Here is an 18,536-nt window from a genome sequence, read left to right as displayed (position 1 = left end):
AGAATTTATTTAATGCGCCGCTTCCGGTTTGTGCTTTTGCGCGCTGTGGAAGCCGTAAGTCAGCACGTTATTAGCTTTATCCAGCTCAACGGTGACCTGACCGCCGTCCACCAGCGAACCAAACAGCAGCTCATTCGCCAATGGTTTCTTCAGGTTGTCCTGAATCACCCGCGCCATTGGACGCGCACCCATTGCCCGGTCATAGCCTTTCTCAGCCAGCCAGTCACGCGCTTCCTGACTCACTTCCAGCGACACGCCTTTCTGATCCAGCTGTACCTGCAGCTCGACGATAAACTTATCGACCACCTGATGGATCACGGTCGTAGAGAGGTGATCGAACCAGATGATGTTGTCGAGACGGTTACGGAACTCCGGCGTAAAGATCTTTTTGATCTCTTCCATCGCATCGGTACTGTTATCCTGCTGGATAAGACCAATCGATTTACGCTCGGTTTCACGCACCCCGGCGTTGGTGGTCATCACCAGCACCACGTTGCGGAAGTCCGCTTTACGGCCGTTGTTATCGGTCAGCGTACCGTTATCCATCACCTGCAGCAGGATATTGAAGACATCCGGATGCGCTTTTTCGATCTCATCAAGCAGCAGCACCGCGTGCGGATGTTTGATCACCGCATCGGTCAACAGCCCGCCCTGATCGAAACCGACGTATCCCGGAGGCGCGCCAATCAAGCGGCTAACGGTATGACGTTCCATATACTCAGACATATCAAACCGCAACAGCTCAATGCCCAGCGCTTTCGCCAGCTGCACGGTGACTTCGGTTTTCCCTACCCCGGTCGGCCCGGCGAACAAGAAAGAACCAACCGGTTTATGCTCATGGCCAAGCCCGGCACGCGCCATCTTGATCGCTTCAGTCAGCGCTTCAATCGCCTTATCCTGACCGAAGACCAGCATTTTCAGGCGATCGCCAAGGTTCTTCAGCGTATCGCGATCGCTGCGGGAGACGCTCTTCTCCGGAATACGCGCGATGCGCGCAACCACGGACTCGATATCCGCCACATTGACCGTTTTCTTGCGTTTGCTGACCGGCATCAGCCGCGCCCGTGCGCCCGCTTCGTCAATCACGTCAATCGCCTTATCCGGCAAATGACGATCGTTGATGTATTTCACCGCCAGCTCGACCGCCGCACGTACCGCTTTGGCGGTATAACGCACATCGTGGTGCGCTTCGTACTTCGGTTTCAAGCCGTTGATGATCTGCACCGTCTCTTCGACAGAAGGTTCGGTCACGTCGATTTTCTGGAAACGACGCGCCAGCGCGCGATCTTTTTCAAAGATGTTGCTGAACTCCTGGTAAGTCGTGGAGCCAATCACCCTGATCTTGCCGCCGGACAGCAACGGTTTGATAAGGTTAGCCGCATCAACCTGACCGCCCGAGGCTGCGCCTGCGCCGATGATGGTATGGATCTCATCGATAAACAGGATGCTATTGGTATCCTGCTCAAGCTGTTTCAGCAGCGCTTTAAAGCGTTTTTCAAAATCGCCGCGATATTTGGTCCCAGCCAGCAGCGAACCGATATCCAACGAGTAAATGGTGCAATCCGCCATCACTTCCGGTACGTCGCCCTGGACGATACGCCAGGCGAGCCCTTCCGCAATCGCGGTCTTGCCGACGCCGGATTCACCCACCAGTAGCGGGTTGTTCTTACGGCGGCGGCACAATACCTGTATGGCACGCTCCAGCTCTTTATCGCGGCCAATCAGCGGATCGATGCCGCCCACGCGCGCAAGCTGGTTAAGATTGGTGGTGAAGTTTTCCATACGATCCTCCCCGCCTGCTTGCTCTTCGTTACCCGGCTGGCTCGCGTTGTTTTCCGAAGGCTGGCTGGGCTCGTCTTTACGCGTGCCGTGAGAGATGAAATTCACCACATCAAGGCGGCTGACTTCATGTTTACGCAGCAGATAGGCGGCCTGCGACTCCTGCTCGCTGAAAATCGCGACCAGTACGTTGGCGCCGGTCACTTCGCTGCGACCGGAGGATTGGACGTGAAAAACCGCACGCTGCAGCACGCGCTGGAAGCTTAGCGTCGGCTGGGTGTCTCGCTCTTCTTCCGTTGCCGGAAGGACGGGAGTGGTCTGTTCGATGAAGGCTTCAAGTTCCTGACGCAAAGCGACCAGGTCCACGGAACAGGCTTCCAGCGCTTCGCGTGCCGAGGGGTTGCTGAGTAAAGCCAGCAACAAGTGCTCGACGGTCATAAATTCATGACGGTGCTCGCGCGCTCTGGCGAAAGCCATGTTTAAACTGAGTTCCAGTTCTTGATTGAGCATAGGCACCTCCCCCAATTTTCATGCCTGTAATCAGGCTTTCTCTAGCGTACACAGCAATGGATGCTCGTTCTCCTTGGCGTACTGGTTCACCATAGCGACTTTGGTTTCCGCAACTTCGGCGGTGAAAACGCCGCAAATCGCCTTACCTTCATAGTGAACCGTGAGCATCAGTTGCGTTGCACGTTCTACATCATAAGAAAAGAATTTTTGTAACACGTCAATAACAAACTCCATTGGAGTGTAGTCATCATTGACTAATATCACTTTATACATAGATGGTGGTTTAAGCGCATCACGAACTTCGTCTTCTACCAGTTGATCGAAGTCCAGCCAATCTCTCTTACTCATCGTCAATGTTCGTCATCGGTTGCTGTTGCCAACAGGCCGCGGCCTGTCGATGATCTGAGGTTATGCACGTTACAAATCTACAATAGATCATAGATAACTATCATCTATTGCTTCCATCCGCGACGCCTGTCACATTCCCCAGCAATAGCGTTAACTGCTTCAAATTTTGACGCATTTTTCACCGTCCACCCTCGTCAATTGCTTGACGCATTTCCGTATTTCTCTAAATTGTACTGGCGAGAGTTGGCGAGCAATTGTACAACTCGTGACTCCCCTACCGGTTCATTCCATCTTACTTATAAAGATTTACGAAGGATGTCGAAGTATGGAAATGGGTACTGTTAAGTGGTTCAACAATGCCAAAGGGTTCGGTTTTATTTGCCCTGAGGGCGGCGGCGAAGACATTTTCGCCCATTACTCCACCATCCAGATGGATGGTTACAGAACGCTAAAAGCCGGGCAATCCGTTCGGTTTGATGTTCACCAGGGGCCGAAAGGCAATCACGCCAGCGTGATTGTTCCTGTGGAAGCAGAAACGGCTGCATAACTCTTTTGCTTCATTGTGTACATCCTGCTAATAAAATGCCAGTCCTTCTGACTGGCATTTTTATCTCATTACTCCCGCGCCAACGCATCCACCGGGTCTAATCGCGCCGCATTACGCGCCGGCAACCAGCCAAACAGCACCCCGGTTAACGTCGAACACAAAAATGCGGTCAACAGCGCCAGCGGCGAAAAACCGATTTCCCAACCGGGTAAGAACAGTTGCAGAATGAACGCGATCATCAACGACAAACTCACTCCGATGGCGCCGCCCACCAGGCAAACCAGTACCGCTTCAATAAGAAACTGCTGCAGTACATCCCGGGCCCGGGCGCCAACCGCCATGCGGATACCGATTTCACGGGTGCGTTCCGTGACTGACACCAGCATGATATTCATTACCCCAATCCCGCCGACGACCAGCGCGATCACCGCCACCAGGGTCAGGAACAGCTGTAAAGTATGTGTGGTCCTTTCCGCCGTTTTCAAGATGCTGTCCATATTCCAGGTGAAAACATCTTTTTTGCCATGGCGGAGTTCCAGCAACCGCACCAGCTGCTGCTCAGCGGCGGCGCTATCGTAGCCCTCCTGCACGCGGACGGTTATCGAGTTAAGCCACGATTGCCCCATCACCCGTCCGGCCATAGTGGAATAAGGCAGCCAGACGCGGAGAATTTTGCTGCTGCCGAACATCGATTGTTTCTCATCGGCCACGCCGACAATCGTCGCCGGCATATTACCGACCAAAATCACCTCGCCGACCACTTTTGCTTTATGGGGGAATAACTGGCGACGGGCGTTGCTATCCAGCACCACCACCTGCGCCCGGCTATTCAGCTGCAGCTCATTGAACGTATTTCCCTCGCTGAACGTCATGCCGTAAACGTTGAAATATTGCGCGCCAACGCCTTCGGCGCTGGCAGCCACGTCGATGTTATTGGCGCGCAGGCGCAGGCTTTTCGATACCGCCGGCGTTGCGGAGCTCACCCACGGCTGTTTTTGAATCGCCAGCAGATCGTCATATTTTAACGCCTGCTGATAACGCGGATCGTCGTCGCCGAAATCTTTGCCGGGATAAACATCGATGGTATTGGTGCCAATGGCGCGAATATCGGCTAAGACCAACTGTTTCGCGGCATCGCCGACGACTACGATAGAGACTACCGAAGCGATACCAATGATGATGCCAAGCATGGTGAGCAGCGTACGCATTTTATTCGCCGCCATCGCCCGCCAGGCCATCACCAGCGCCTCGCGAAAACCACCGCTGAACTGACGCCAGATGGAAGGCTCCGCACGGTTTTCGGCGCGAAGCACGCCGCCTTTCTCCAGCGATAACGGCGGTGGGTTACGCACAATTTCACCGTCGCGCAGTTCGATGATTCTTTCGGCCTGCGCCGCGACCTGCGGGTCGTGGGTGACGATAATCACCGTATGCCCTTGCGCCTTAAGCTGATGCAGGATGGCCATGACCTCTTCGCCTGAGCGGCTATCCAGCGCCCCGGTCGGTTCATCGGCGAGAATCACCTCGCCGCCGTTCATCAGGGCGCGGGCGATACTCACGCGCTGCTGCTGGCCGCCGGAGAGCTGCGAAGGGAAGTATTCCGCCCGCTCGCCCAGCCCCAAACGAGAGAGCAAATCGCGCGCGCGTTCAAGGCGAACCCGTCGTTCTTTACCGGCATAGATGGCAGGAACCTCGACGTTTTGCGCCGCCGTCAGATGCGACAACAGATGGTAACGCTGGAAAATAAAACCGAAGTGCTCACGGCGTAGCCTGGCCAGTTCATCGCCGCTCAAATGCGCCACGTCGACCCCGGCAACCTGATAGGTGCCGCTGGTGGGCTTATCAAGGCAGCCAAGGATGTTCATCAGCGTTGATTTACCGGAACCGGAAGCCCCAACGATTGCCACCATTTCCCCGGCGGCAATACTGAGGGTGATGCCCTTTAGCACTTCAACTTCGCCGTCGCCCGAGGGGTAACTGCGGCGAATATCACGCAGTTCGAGCAGCGTCGTCATTTTGCCGCTCCGGGCGTGCTTTCGCTGATAATGACCTCATCGCCCTCTTCCAGCCCTTTCGCCACCGCCACATCGGTATCGTTACGCGCGCCGATAACAATTTCACGCTCTTTCACTTCCCCGTTGCGCAGCAGACGCACGTTGTAGCGGTTATCGCCGATGGCGTCGCCCAGCGCGCTGAGCGGAATAGTAATCACATTTTTCACTTCCGCCAGTTGGATATGCACCTGCGCGGTCATCTCAAGACGCAGGATCCCCTGCGGGTTAGGGACTTCAAAACGCGCATAATAAAATATGGCATCATTGACCTTTTCCGGCGTCGGCAGAATATCCTTCAGCGTACCTTCGTAACGGGTCAGGGGGTCGCCGAGTACCGTAAACCACGCCTTTTGCCCCGGCTTAAGATGGATTACGTCCGCTTCCGAAACCTGGGCCTTCACCAGCATGGTACTGAGGTCAGCCAGGGTCAGAATATTCGGCGCCTGCTGGGCGGCAATCACCGTTTGCCCCTGCAGGGTGGTAATTTGTGTCACTTCGCCGGACATCGGCGCCAGGATGCGCGTATAGTCGAGGTTGGTTTTCGCGGTGTCGAGGGTCGCCTGGTTGCGCTTGATCTGCGCCTCGATGGTGCCGATTTGCGCCTCTTTCACCGCCACATCGGTGGCGGCGGTATCCAGATCCTGGCGTGATACCAGCTGGCGCTGCGCCAACTGTTGCTGGCGCGCTAAGGTTACCTGCGCAAGCTTACGTTCGGCCTGCGCCTGTTTAAGCTGCGCCCGCAGCTCCATGAGCGTCGCTTCGACTTCTTTAATCTGGTTTTCAGCCTGCTCCGGGTCGATAACCCCCAGTAACTGGTCCTTCTGTACTTTATCGCCAATATTGACGCGCAGCGTCTTCAACTGGCCGCTGACCTGCGCGCCGACGTCGACTTTACGCAGCGCATCTAACTTGCCCGTCGCCAGTACGCTCTGCTGCAGATCGCTTTTACGCGCCACCAGCGTTTGATACTGCGGCAACGGCGCGTTCAGAATCCGCCACCCCCAGATAGCCGCAATAACCACCACCAGCGCCAACAGCCACCAGACTTTCCTGCGTTTTCCATTCAATGTCATAAAAAATTCCTGATCTATTCCCCGCAGCCCGGAGGATGATTCTAACGGAAGCGGCGGCGAACAGAAGCCAGAATTTTAGCAATGCTTAATGTTTATTGATGTTGGGCTGCGGCTTTGTCTTGCGGCGTAACATGGCACGGTTTTCGCCGCTGGGCTAATCAGCGCGCCCGCGCGCCAGCCACAGCACGCGGGAAAACATCTTTTTCAGCAACGTCGGGACGGCGTCAATTCCCCGCCGCCCAGCCTCCATCGCGACCTCTATCGCCAGATCGGGTTTCGATGAACGATGTATAGCTTTAGTGATCACCCGGCGCATGTTCATCGGCATATTATCCGGGATCTGCGCCACCCGATGATAAACATCGTCGAACCCCTGACGATACATAAAGTGTTCCATATCCATCGCCGGAAGCATGGTTAAGTGCACGCGTTCCAGTTCGTTATCGTTGTTGAGTAGCCCGCGCACCGTAGCGGCATACTTCTTACCGGCCTCATCGCCGTCAACCAGCACATGCCATTCAATCCCCATCCGGCGGGCGAATTTAATCAGCGGCTTAAGTCCGGACTGGGCAAACTCGATAACCTTCACCCCTTCAGCGTCGAAATGATGCCCGCACTGGCGCGCCAGTTCGTTGATAACCCAGGTTTCCGTTTCGCCTTCCACCAGCAACCAGCAGCGGGCGAACAGCGATGACGCGCGGTTGAAGCGAATGTGAAACGCAATGCGGCGACTATCTTCCGCATTCATCCCGCCGGGACCGAGCCGCCACGCCGAGACGCGGGACGATTCACGTACCAGCCGACACACCTGTTCAACCGGCGTTAACGACAAAAGTTCGCCGGAATTGGTTGTGGTGACTCGCTGCAACGGCAACAGATTCAGTAAATGCCAGGCGACCGAAAGCATGATCGGATGCAGACGCGTTTCCGGGTCCTCAATCAGCAGCAGCGGCCGCGCATCGCGATCGAGGCGGACGGTCCCCTTCGCCTGCAATAAAGTGGAGAACAACCCAAGCAGGATCACCCGGTGACTACGACCGCCGGGTTTATCAATCATTCGGTTAATAATATCGAGATAGCGCCAGCTGCGTTGTTCATCATGAGAACGTCGGCGCATCAGGCGATTGCGGCTTTGCGCGCTGCTCTGCTCGGCGAAATAATGTTCTAGCAGTTGCACCATCGCCGACAGCCCTTCGCGGATTTGCCCATCGGTGAGATTTTGCGGGTGATTGACCAGCTCGCGGGAGAGAAAATCCAGCTGCCGGGCGGTAATTTCAATTTGCGGTGAATGCGGCACGGTACCGTTGTGAATTCGGCGCATAAAGCGGGCGTCGCGCAGGCGCAGCACCGGCATCAGGCGTACCAGGTGGCGCGCCAGATCGTCAATATCATGCAGCTCCAGCGCCTCTCCCTGGCAGTTAATAAAACTACGCAGGGTCATCACGCTGCCGTCATCCGCCAGCTCGCCCTCAAGGCGATAGAAAATACGCTGATAGCCGTCATCGCACGGCACCCAGCAATCGCTAAGCGGACGAAAGCGGCGCACGCGATGGCGCCCGGGTTCATTCTCGCGGAAAGTTAAAATGATATGTAGATGATGCTCCCGCCCCTGAATATCGCCGGGGGGAAACCAGAAGTCATCGCGCACGAAATGGTACAGGTCAAACTCAGGCGATAAAAGCAGCGTCAGAGCGTCCAGCAGGCTGGATTTACCCCATGCGTTTTCGCCGATTAGCACATTGTTTTGCTCGAGCATCAACGATAAACGGTTGATACCGCGAAATCCGACGATCTCTACACGCTCAAGATGCATATCCCCTCCGCCTGGCCCACATTCTCCTTCAGTAATCAGCAGTATAGCGAGGCGCAGACGACATGGCACCCCCTGCTTCCCACGCCGACAATGGAATCCAGAAGCAAATGAGTTTGTAAGGTATCGGCTCTTGATTTCATATAATTAATAAATTAATTCATCTTCGGTAGTAGTTTATTTTTCAGCGTTGTGTTCTACACTTGCATAAATCATGCATGGTGAAAGGAAAATCATCTCATTGCTCTAAATCAAATTACATCAATTTATTTAACTAGTCCGAGGGTGGCGTTCGTCCCTAAAATAGCGACGCTTTATTTTTATCGTCATCCTTTGCGTCGATAAATAAAGACCGGCACGTCATAACGTGTTCGTTTACATTATTATTTGAGGTGGTTATGTTCAGAAAATTAGCAGCAGAGTGCTTCGGCACATTCTGGCTCGTATTCGGCGGCTGCGGCAGCGCAGTGCTGGCAGCAGCGTTCCCGGAATTGGGAATTGGTTTTGCCGGCGTCGCCCTGGCCTTCGGTTTAACCGTATTAACCATGGCTTTTGCCGTGGGTCATATTTCCGGCGGTCACTTTAACCCGGCGGTAACTTTAGGTCTGTGGGCCGGCGGTCGTTTCCCGGCTAAAGACGTCATCGGTTATATTATCGCCCAGGTGGTCGGCGGTATTATTGCCGCCGCGGTGCTGTACGTTGTCGCCAGCGGTAAAGCCGGTTTTGACGCTGCCGCGAGCGGCTTCGCTTCAAACGGTTTCGGCGAACACTCCCCGGGCGGCTACTCGATGCTGTCCGCTATCGTTATCGAAATCGTGCTGACCTGCGGATTCCTGCTGGTTATCCACGGTGCGACCGATAAAAACGCCCCGGCGGGCTTTGCGCCGATCGCCATCGGCCTGGCGCTGACCCTCATTCACCTGATTAGCATTCCGGTCACCAACACGTCCGTAAACCCGGCGCGTAGCACCGCGGTCGCTATCTTCCAGGGCGGCTGGGCGCTGCAGCAGCTGTGGCTGTTCTGGGTGATGCCAATCATCGGTGGTATCCTCGGCGGCGTGCTGTACCGCACCCTGCTCGAAAAACGCGACTAATCCTCGCAAGAAGCCCGGCGATGCCGGGCTTTTTCTTTTTGCCGACAGCTTTACTCGGCCTGGCGAATTGGGTAGTGTCATTGGCGCTATTCTTAATTTGCAAGGACCTTGCCGTTCATGTTTTCGGGACTATTAATCATTCTGCTGCCGTTGATTGTCGGCTATCTGATTCCTCTGCGTCACCCTTCCGCACTGAAACTGATTACCCGGCTGCTTAGCTGGATTGTTTACGTCATCCTCTTTTTCATGGGGATTAGCCTTGCCTTCCTCGATAATCTCAGCAGCAATCTGTTATCAATACTGCATTACTCCGCGGTTAGCATTGTGGTAATTATTCTGTGCAATATTGCAGCACTGCTATGGCTGGATAAAAAAATGCCGTGGCGGGTTAAGCATCGTCCTGAAAAATTACCCTCGCGCCTGGCGATGGCTCTCGAGTCGCTGCAGCTGCTTGGCGTCGTGCTAATTGGTTTTCTGCTGGGGTTAAGCGGCCTCTCTTTTTTACAACATGCGACCGAAGCCAGCGAATATACTTTAATTTTCTTATTATTCCTTATCGGTATTCAGCTACGTAATAATGGAATGACATTACGGCAAATAGTCCTTAATCGTCGTGGCATGATTGTCGCGGTAGTGGTCGCAGCCAGTTCATTATTTGGCGGAGTGATTAATGCCCTTATTCTTGGTCTGCCCATTAAAACCGGTCTGGCGATGGCGTCCGGATTCGGCTGGTACTCCCTTTCGGGGATCCTGATGACCGAATCCTACGGCCCGGTCATAGGCAGCGCCACATTCTTTAACGATCTGGCCCGTGAGCTGCTGGCTATTATGCTGATCCCGGGCATGGTAATGCGTAGCCGCTCCACCGCGCTTGGGCTGTGCGGCGCAACCTCGATGGACTTTACTCTGCCGGTGCTACAGCGCTCCGGCGGCGTGGAAATCGTGCCTGCAGCCATCGTACACGGTTTTATCCTCAGCCTGCTGGTGCCGGTGCTGATGGCGTTCTTCTCAGCCTGATCCCCCTGTGGCGGTAGATCCCTACCGCCAAAATTGCGCTAAATCAATCTCCCTTTAAGTTGTATCAGAAATACCTTTTCTCCGTACAGACACAGGCATAACCTTAAACATGTATCTAAAATATAACTTTAAAGGGTGTGATCATGTTTTGTGTGCAATGTGAACAAACTATCCGTACGCCGGCAGGAAATGGCTGTTCTTACGCGCAGGGTATGTGCGGTAAAACCGCTGAAACCTCCGATTTGCAGGATCTGCTGATTGCTTCGCTGCAGGGGCTCTCCGCATGGGCCGTTAAGGCACGTGAATATGGCATCATCGATCATGAGGTGGATAATTTCGCCCCGCGCGCGTTCTTCTCTACTCTGACCAACGTGAACTTCGACTCGCCGCGTATCGTCGGCTACGCCCGTCAGGCGATCGCGATGCGCGAGGCGTTGAAAGCGCAATGCCTGAATATTGACGCCAACGCCGCCGTCGACAGCCCGGTCGCCGATCTGCAGCTGGTTAGCGATGATCTGGGCGATCTGCAACGTCAGGCGGCGGACTATACGCCAAATAAAGACAAGGCCGCGATCGGTGAAAATATCCTCGGCCTGCGCCTGCTGTGCCTGTACGGCCTGAAAGGCGCTGCGGCCTATATGGAACACGCGCACGTGCTCGGCCAGTACGACAACGACATTTACGCCCAGTACCATAAAATCATGGCGTGGCTGGGGACCTGGCCTGCCGATATGAACGCTCTGCTGGAATGTTCGATGGAAATCGGCCAGATGAACTTCAAAGTGATGAGCATCCTCGACGCCGGTGAAACCACGAAATATGGCCACCCGACGCCGACTCAGGTCAACGTTAAAGCCACCGAAGGTAAGTGCATCCTGATCTCCGGCCACGATCTGAAAGATCTTTATAACCTGCTGGAGCAGACCGAAGGTACCGGCGTTAACGTCTATACCCACGGCGAAATGTTGCCGGCGCACGGTTATCCGGAACTGCGTAAGTTCAAACACCTGATCGGCAACTACGGCAGCGGCTGGCAGAACCAGCAGGTTGAATTCGCCCGCTTCCCGGGCCCCATCGTAATGACCTCCAACTGCATCATCGACCCGACCGTCGGCGCTTACGACGATCGCATCTGGACCCGCAGCATCGTCGGCTGGCCGGGCGTCAACCATCTGGAAGGCGAAGATTTCTCCCCGGTTATCACCCAGGCGCAGCAAATGGCCGGCTTCCCGTATAGCGAAATCCCGCATCTGATCACCGTCGGCTTCGGCCGCCAGACGCTGCTCGGCGCGGCGGATACGCTGATTGATCTGGTCAGCCGTGAAAAACTGCGCCACATCTTCCTCGTCGGCGGCTGCGACGGCGCGCGCGGCGAACGTAACTACTTCACTGATTTCGCCACCAGCGTACCGGACGACTGCCTGATTTTAACCCTCGCATGCGGTAAATATCGCTTCAACAAACTGGATTTCGGCGATATCGAAGGCTTGCCACGTCTGGTCGATGCCGGTCAGTGTAACGATGCCTACTCGGCGATTATTCTCGCGGTAACGCTGGCGGAAAAACTGGGCTGTGGCGTAAACGATCTGCCGCTGTCGTTGGTGCTCTCCTGGTTCGAACAAAAAGCCATCGTCATCCTGCTGACGCTGCTGTCGCTCGGGGTGAAAAACATCGTCACCGGCCCAACCGCGCCTGGCTTCTTCACCCCGGACCTGCTGGCTGTCCTCAACGAGAAGTTCGGTCTGCGTTCCGTCACTACCGTAGAACAAGATATGCAGCAGTTGCTGAGCGCATAAGGAGTCACCGCATGACAATGCCAACTCAACAGTGCCCGTGGCGAATGCAGGTTCATCATATTCAGCAGGAAACGCCGGACGTATGGACGATTTCGTTGCTGTGCCACGACTATTATCCCTATCGTGCCGGGCAGTACGCGCTGGTTAGCGTGCGCCATTCGGCGGATACGCTGCGCGCCTATACGCTCTCCTCAACGCCCGGGGTCAGTGAATACATTACGCTGACCGTTCGTCGTATTGACGATGGCGCAGGCTCACAGTGGTTAACCCGCGATGTGAAACGCGGCGACTATATCTGGCTGTCGGATGCGATGGGCGAATTTACCTGTGAAGATAAAACAAGCGATCGTTTTCTGATGCTGGCCGCCGGCTGCGGCGTGACGCCGATTATGTCGATGCGCCGCTGGTTGGCGAAGTACCGCCCGCAGGCGGATGTGCAGGTTATCTTTAACGTGCGTTCGCCGAAGGATGTGATTTTTGCCGAAGAGTGGCGTCAATACCCGGTCACGCTGGTGGCGGAAAACGACGCGACGCCGGGCTTTATCGCCGGGCGCCTCACTCGCGAGCTGTTGCAAAGCGTGCCGGATTTAGCCAGCCGTACCGTGATGACCTGCGGCCCGGCGCCTTATATGGAGATGGTGGAACAGGAAGTGACGGCGCTTGGCGTGACGCGTTTCTTTAAAGAGAAGTTCTTTACCCCGGTGGCGGAAGCCGCTTCCGACGGATTGAAATTCACTAAGCTGCAGCCGGCGAAAACGTTCTACGCGCCGGTCGGCACCACGTTGCTGGAAGCGCTGGAAAGCAATAAGGTACCGGTGACCGTCGCCTGCCGCGCTGGCGTCTGCGGCTGCTGCAAAACCAAAGTGGTTGCCGGCGAATACAGCGTTACCAGCACCATGACGCTGACCGATGCGGAAATCGCCGACGGCTACGTGCTGGCCTGTTCCTGCCACCCGCAGAGCGATCTGGTTCTCGCCTGAGGTCAAAATCCCCGGTGGCGCTAGCGCTTGCCGGGGCTACAGGGCCGTAGATACTGTTATCGGTTTGCAACGGTTTTGGTCGGGGAAAACATGTGCTTTGTGTTAATTCTGAGCACATTGCGCTCCGATATTTCTTCTGCGTTATGCCCCTCATGGCGCAGGGAGCGTACAGGGGGCGGCCAGTCGCCCCCGCCCCCTGTACCCCCGGGCTCTGGCCGCCAAAATCGCCACTTCGTGGTACCTTCGACTTATCCCTGCAGGCTTCGGGTCGGGCCGAGGCAGCGTCCTTGCAAAACACGGCCCTCAGCCCGCATCCATGCGGGCTGCCCCGGCCTTCCGGGAACGTCTCAGCGATTTTGAGGCCGCCAACACCGACAGTTTCAGCCAGCATGGTGAATAAATTAAAGGCAGGCCGCACTGTTATCGGTTTGCAACTTTTTTAAGGGTTTTCCCGGACGCGGCGCGTTGCGCCTTCTCCGGGCTACCAAATCGCATCGTGCTGTAGCCCCGGTAAGCGCTAGCGCCACCGGGGGATTTTGAGATCACCAGCACCAATAGTGTCAGCCAGCGTGGTGAATAAATTAAAGGCAGGCCGCACGGACCGTAGGCCGGATAAGGCATTAATGCCGCCATCCGGCACTTTTTTACCGCCAGGCCGACTGACCGGCCAACGAATACCGCCCAGCCCCTAATAGCGCAATCGCCAACGCGGCGATAAAGAAATAGACCAGGCTTTCAATCGCCCATGCGCCGACGGCATCCAGCGCGAAAGTTTTACCCGTCCCGACCATCAACCAGGCGACCGCCATGGTGAACGCCAGCACCAGCGCCGCCGGGCGCGTCAAGACGCCAAGAATAAGTAAACAAGGCGCGACGACTTCCCCCACCAGCACGCCGTAGGCAATGAACCCCGGTAGCCCTTTCGCGACCAGCATCCCGCTAATGCCATCCACGCCGTCGATTAGCTTATGCAGACCGTGAAACAACATTAAGCCGCCAACGGCAAGTCGTAACAAGAGTTTACCGGCATCTTCATGCGATAGCGTTTTATTTACTGTGTTTAACAATCCCTTAACCATTTGATGTGCTTCCTGTTTTACACCCTATGTGTTCCCAGAGTATGCGCAATATTCCGCCAATAAAACCAGCGAAAAACAAGGGGCAATCGGCAACGCGACCTGTAGTTTCATCTAAGCTTGATAGCGTTATCACAAAAAGGAGATGGAAAACCATGAAACAGACCGTGGCGTCATATATTGCAAAAACCCTTGAACAAGCTGGCGTGAAACGTATTTGGGGCGTAACCGGGGATTCCCTCAACGGCTTGAGCGACAGTTTAAACCGCATGGGGACCATCGAATGGATGCCGACCCGGCATGAAGAGGTTGCCGCCTTTGCCGCCGGTGCCGAAGCCCAACTCACCGGCGAGCTGGCGGTCTGCGCCGGTTCCTGCGGGCCGGGCAACCTTCATCTGATTAACGGTTTGTTCGATTGCCATCGCAACCACGTACCGGTGCTGGCCATCGCCGCCCATATTCCCTCGAGCGAAATCGGCAGCGGTTATTTCCAGGAAACCCATCCACAAGAGCTGTTCCGCGAATGCAGCCACTACTGCGAGCTGGTCTCCACTCCGGAGCAAATTCCGCAGGTGTTGGCTATCGCCATGCGTAAGGCGGTCATTAACCGCGGCGTTTCGGTAGTTGTGTTGCCCGGCGACGTAGCGCTGAAACCGGCTCCGGAAAGCGCCAGCAGCCACTGGTATCATGCGCCGCAGCCCACGGTCACCCCGGCGGACGAAGAGCTGCACAAGCTGGCGCAGCTTATCCGTTACTCGAGTAATATTGCCCTGATGTGCGGCAGCGGCTGCGCCGGCGCGCACCAGGAGCTGGTGGAGTTTGCGGCGAAAATTAAGGCCCCTATCGTCCATGCTCTGCGCGGCAAAGAGCACGTCGAATACGATAATCCTTACGATGTTGGCATGACCGGGCTTATCGGCTTCTCTTCCGGTTTCCATACCATGATGAACGCCGACACGCTGATCCTGCTCGGCACCCAGTTCCCCTATCGCGCGTTCTATCCCACCGACGCCAAAATTATCCAGATCGACATCAACCCCGGTAGCATCGGCGCGCACAGTAAGGTGGATATGGCGCTGGTGGGCGATATCAAATCGACCCTGAAAGCGCTGCTGCCGCTGCTGGAAGAGAAAACCGATCGCCGCTTTCTCGATAAAGCGCTGGAGGACTATCGCGAAGCGCGTAAAGGGCTTGACGATCTCGCCAAACCCAGCGAGAAAGCGCTCCATCCCCAGTATCTGGCGCAGCAGATTAGCCGCTTTGCCGACGACGACGCGATCTTTACCTGCGACGTCGGTACCCCTACCGTCTGGGCGGCGCGCTATCTGAAAATGAACGGCAAACGCCGCCTGCTGGGTTCGTTTAATCACGGCTCGATGGCCAACGCCATGCCGCAGGCTATTGGCGCCAAGGCGACCGCGCCGCATCGCCAGGTCATCGCGATGTGCGGTGATGGCGGCTTCAGCATGCTGATGGGTGACTTTTTATCGCTGGCGCAGATGAAGCTGCCGGTAAAAATCGTCATTTTTAATAACAGCATTCTCGGCTTCGTGGCGATGGAGATGAAAGCCGGCGGCTATCTGACCGATGGAACCGAACTGCACGACACCAACTTCGCCCGCATTGCCGAAGCCTGCGGGATCAAAGGGATACGCGTCGAGAAAGCCTCTGAGGTTGATGAGGCGCTGCAGACCGCCTTTAGCACCGACGGTCCGGTATTAGTCGATGTAGTTGTCGCTAAGGAAGAGCTGGCGATCCCGCCGCAAATTAAGCTGGAGCAGGCTAAAGGCTTTAGCCTGTATATGCTGCGCGCGATCATCAGCGGACGCGGAGACGAAGTCATTGAACTAGCGAAAACCAACTGGCTCAGGTAAAACAATGCTATCACCCTGAATCAGAACAAGGATATGCCGTGATAGATCTTCGCAGTGATACCGTAACCCGCCCCGGGCGCGCCATGCTGGAGGCCATGATGGCCGCCCCGGTCGGGGACGATGTGTATGGCGACGACCCGACCGTCAATGAACTCCAGCGCTATGCCGCTGAGCTCGCAGGTAAAGAGGCGGCGCTGTTTCTGCCTACCGGCACCCAGGCCAACCTCGTTGGCCTGCTTAGCCACTGTCAGCGCGGCGAAGAGTACATCGTCGGCCAGGGCGCGCATAACTATCTGTATGAAGCCGGCGGCGCTGCGGTGCTGGGCAGCATTCAGCCGCAGCCGATCGATGCCGCGGCGGACGGTTCGCTACCGTTGGATAAAGTGGCGGCCAAAATAAAGCCCGACGATATCCATTTCGCCCCCACCCGCCTGTTAAGCCTGGAGAACACGCACAACGGTAAGGTGCTGCCACGCGGCTATCTGCAAGAGGCCTGGGCGTTCACCCGCCAGCGCAATCTGGCGCTACACGTCGATGGCGCGCGTATCTTCAACGCCGTTGTAGAGTACGGCTGCGAGCTGCGCGATATCGCGCAGTACTGCGATTCGTTCACCATTTGCCTGTCAAAAGGGCTCGGTACGCCGGTCGGTTCTCTGCTGCTGGGCAACGAAGCGTACATCCGCCGCGCCATTCGCTGGCGTAAAATGGTCGGCGGCGGGATGCGTCAGGCAGGCATTCTGGCCGCCGCCGGTCTGTATGCTCTGCAGAATAACGTTTCCCGTCTGCAGGAGGATCACGACAACGCCGCGTGGATGGCGGAACAGCTTCGCGCCGTCGGCGCTGACGTGATGCGCCACGACACCAACATGCTGTTCGTGCGCGTCGGTGAGGAGCAGGCTCGGGCGCTCGGCGAATTCATGCAGGCCCGCGGCGTGTTGATCAACGCCTCGCCTGTCGTGCGTCTGGTCATGCATCTCGATGTTAACCGCCAGCAGTTGACGGAAGTGGTCGGTCACTGGCAAGCCTTTTTACAACGCTAAGGAGTCAGGCGTGTCGCAATCTATTCTGGTGCTTGGCGCCAGCGGCTATATTGGCCAGCATCTGGTGCGCGAATTAAGCGCGCGAGGTTATCCGGTGTTGGCGGCGGCACGCCATATCGACAGGCTGCAGAAGCTCGATCTTCCCGGCGTCACCTGCCACGCTATCGACCTCAATCAGCCGCAGGATCTCCCTGCTCTGCTTCGCGGGGTCGATACCCTTTACTACCTGGTGCATGGCATGGGCGAAGGCGGTGATTTCATCGCTCATGAACGCCGGGTCGCCGTTAACGTGCGCGATGCTTTGCGTCAGACGCCGGTGCGCCAGGTGATATTTCTCAGCTCGCTGCAGGCTCCGGCGCAGGAGCAGTCCGACCATCTGCGCGCCCGCCAGGTGACGGCCGATGTTCTACGCGAGTCAGGGATCCCCGTCACCGAGTTACGGGCGGGTATCATCGTCGGCGCCGGATCCGCCGCTTTTGAAGTAATGCGCGACATGGTTTACAACCTGCCGGTGCTGACGCCGCCGCGCTGGGTTCGATCGCGCACCACGCCCATCGCGCTGGAAAACCTGCTCTACTATCTGGTGGAGTTACTCAACCATCCGGCCCGTGAACACCGCGTTTTCGAGGCCGCCGGCCCGGATGTTCTCAGCTATCAGCAGCAGTTCACCCATTTTATGGCGGTCAGCGGTAGGCATCGCCTGTTGATCCCTATCCCCTTTCCGACCCGCTGGATTTCGGTGTGGTTCCTGAACGTTATCACCTCGGTGCCCCCCACCATCGCTAAAGCACTAATTCAGGGGCTCAAGCACGATCTGATCGCCGACGATCGTTCGCTACGCGCGCTGATCCCGCAAACCTTGATTCCCTTCGATCAGGCGGTGCGTCGTACCCTGAAAGAGGAAGAACAGCTGGTGAACTCCAGCGACTGGGGCTACGACGCCCAGGCTTTCGCCCGCTGGCGGCCGGAGTATGGCTATTACCCCAAGCAGGCAGGCTGCACCGTTAGCACCCGGGCGAGCCGTAAGGCGCTGTGGCGAGTGGTGAACCAAATCGGCGGCAAAGAGGGGTACTTCTTCGGCAATATCCTGTGGAAAATCCGCGGCGCCATGGATCTGCTGGTCGGCCACCGCCTGGCCAAGGGGCGACCGCGGCATGACTATCTGCAAACCGGCGATACGGTCGACAGTTGGAAAGTGATTATTGTGGAAGAAGAACAACAGTTAACCCTATTGTTTGGCATGAAAGCTCCCGGTCTTGGTCGTTTAAGCTTTACCATTCGCGATAAAGGCGACCATCGCGAGCTCGACGTTCGCGCCTGGTGGCATCCACACGGCATGCCTGGCCTGTTCTACTGGCTGCTGATGATCCCGGCGCATCTGTTTATTTTTCGCGGCATGGCGCGACGCATCGCCCGCCAGGCCGAGCAAATCACAGGCAAAAACGAAGATTAAGCGTTATTCTTTCATGATTCTCATTGCATACTCGGGAGAATCACGGAAAAATGCGCACGAAATTCTTTTCTGGGACAGTAGATTG

Annotated in this window: 14 protein-coding genes; 8 read left to right on the top strand and 6 right to left on the bottom strand. The window is 56.3% G+C overall.

Annotation, left to right across the window (positions count from 1 at the left end; all coding sequences use genetic code 11):
* Window positions 1-9: 9 nt before the first annotated feature.
* Entirely contained in the window at window positions 10-2,289 is a 2,280-nt protein-coding gene (gene clpA / locus PGR09_RS03450; RefSeq protein ID WP_015367493.1) for an ATP-dependent Clp protease ATP-binding subunit ClpA, read from the bottom strand.
* A 30-nt stretch (window positions 2,290-2,319) separates the two neighbouring features.
* A complete protein-coding gene (clpS, locus tag PGR09_RS03445) occupies window positions 2,320-2,637 on the bottom strand; it encodes an ATP-dependent Clp protease adapter ClpS (protein ID WP_015367494.1) in 318 nt (105 codons plus the stop codon).
* Between the two features lie 325 nt (window positions 2,638-2,962).
* Here clpS and cspD point away from each other — a divergent pair, with 325 nt between their 5' ends.
* Complete coding sequence (cspD, locus tag PGR09_RS03440) at window positions 2,963-3,184, top strand: cold shock-like protein CspD (protein WP_015367495.1); 222 nt, start codon at window positions 2,963-2,965, stop codon at window positions 3,182-3,184.
* A gap of 68 nt (window positions 3,185-3,252) precedes the next feature.
* Here cspD and macB read toward each other — a convergent pair whose 3' ends face one another.
* From macB to PGR09_RS03425, 3 genes are all read right to left on the bottom strand, one after another.
* On the bottom strand, window positions 3,253-5,199 hold the full coding sequence (gene macB / locus PGR09_RS03435; protein ID WP_430915792.1) for a macrolide ABC transporter ATP-binding protein/permease MacB: 1,947 nt from the start codon (window positions 5,197-5,199) through the stop codon (window positions 3,253-3,255).
* A complete protein-coding gene (macA, locus tag PGR09_RS03430) occupies window positions 5,196-6,311 on the bottom strand; it encodes a macrolide transporter subunit MacA (RefSeq protein ID WP_045396263.1) in 1,116 nt (371 codons plus the stop codon). The genes macB and macA overlap by 4 nt, the downstream gene beginning before the upstream one ends.
* Window positions 6,312-6,465: 154 nt before the next feature.
* Entirely contained in the window at window positions 6,466-8,124 is a 1,659-nt protein-coding gene (locus PGR09_RS03425; RefSeq protein ID WP_045396265.1) for an ATP-dependent endonuclease, read from the bottom strand.
* A 395-nt stretch (window positions 8,125-8,519) separates the two neighbouring features.
* On the opposite strand from PGR09_RS03425, the gene aqpZ reads away from it, so the two are divergent.
* The 4 genes from aqpZ to hcr all read left to right on the top strand — a co-directional run bounded on the left by aqpZ (window position 8,520) and on the right by hcr (window position 13,008).
* Window positions 8,520-9,215 (top strand): aquaporin Z, encoded by a 696-nt coding sequence (gene aqpZ, locus PGR09_RS03420; RefSeq protein ID WP_015367500.1) that lies wholly within the window; start codon window positions 8,520-8,522, stop codon window positions 9,213-9,215.
* 117 nt (window positions 9,216-9,332) lie between these two features.
* On the top strand, window positions 9,333-10,232 hold the full coding sequence (locus tag PGR09_RS03415) for a lysine exporter LysO family protein (RefSeq protein WP_047065549.1): 900 nt from the start codon (window positions 9,333-9,335) through the stop codon (window positions 10,230-10,232).
* 143 nt (window positions 10,233-10,375) lie between these two features.
* On the top strand, window positions 10,376-12,028 hold the full coding sequence (hcp, locus tag PGR09_RS03410; RefSeq protein ID WP_045396269.1) for a hydroxylamine reductase: 1,653 nt from the start codon (window positions 10,376-10,378) through the stop codon (window positions 12,026-12,028).
* Between the two features lie 11 nt (window positions 12,029-12,039).
* A complete protein-coding gene (gene hcr, locus PGR09_RS03405) occupies window positions 12,040-13,008 on the top strand; it encodes an NADH oxidoreductase (protein WP_047049043.1) in 969 nt (322 codons plus the stop codon).
* Window positions 13,009-13,652: 644 nt separating this feature from the next.
* Here hcr and PGR09_RS03400 read toward each other — a convergent pair.
* Complete coding sequence (locus PGR09_RS03400) at window positions 13,653-14,087, bottom strand: DoxX family protein (RefSeq protein WP_430915791.1); 435 nt, start codon at window positions 14,085-14,087, stop codon at window positions 13,653-13,655.
* 152 nt (window positions 14,088-14,239) lie between these two features.
* Between PGR09_RS03400 and poxB the strand changes: the two genes are divergently transcribed.
* From poxB to PGR09_RS03385, 3 genes are read left to right on the top strand one after another with little or no spacing between them, the layout of a single operon-like run.
* Window positions 14,240-15,958 (top strand): ubiquinone-dependent pyruvate dehydrogenase, encoded by a 1,719-nt coding sequence (gene poxB, locus PGR09_RS03395; protein WP_045396281.1) that lies wholly within the window; start codon window positions 14,240-14,242, stop codon window positions 15,956-15,958.
* A 38-nt stretch (window positions 15,959-15,996) separates the two neighbouring features.
* Window positions 15,997-16,998 carry a low-specificity L-threonine aldolase gene (gene ltaE / locus PGR09_RS03390; RefSeq protein ID WP_045396282.1) on the top strand — a complete coding sequence of 334 codons (1,002 nt, stop codon included), beginning with the start codon at window positions 15,997-15,999 and terminating at the stop codon, window positions 16,996-16,998.
* Window positions 16,999-17,008: 10 nt separating this feature from the next.
* Window positions 17,009-18,451, top strand: a complete 1,443-nt coding sequence (locus tag PGR09_RS03385; protein ID WP_047049050.1) for an SDR family oxidoreductase — start codon at window positions 17,009-17,011, stop codon at window positions 18,449-18,451.
* The last annotated feature ends 85 nt before the right edge of the window (window positions 18,452-18,536 follow it).

Source organism: Klebsiella sp. 141251 (assembly GCF_050600725.1).
GTDB lineage: Bacteria > Pseudomonadota > Gammaproteobacteria > Enterobacterales > Enterobacteriaceae > Klebsiella > Klebsiella aerogenes.
Note: the sequence above shows the minus strand (reverse complement) of the source record. Positions and strands in the feature narration are given on the sequence as shown.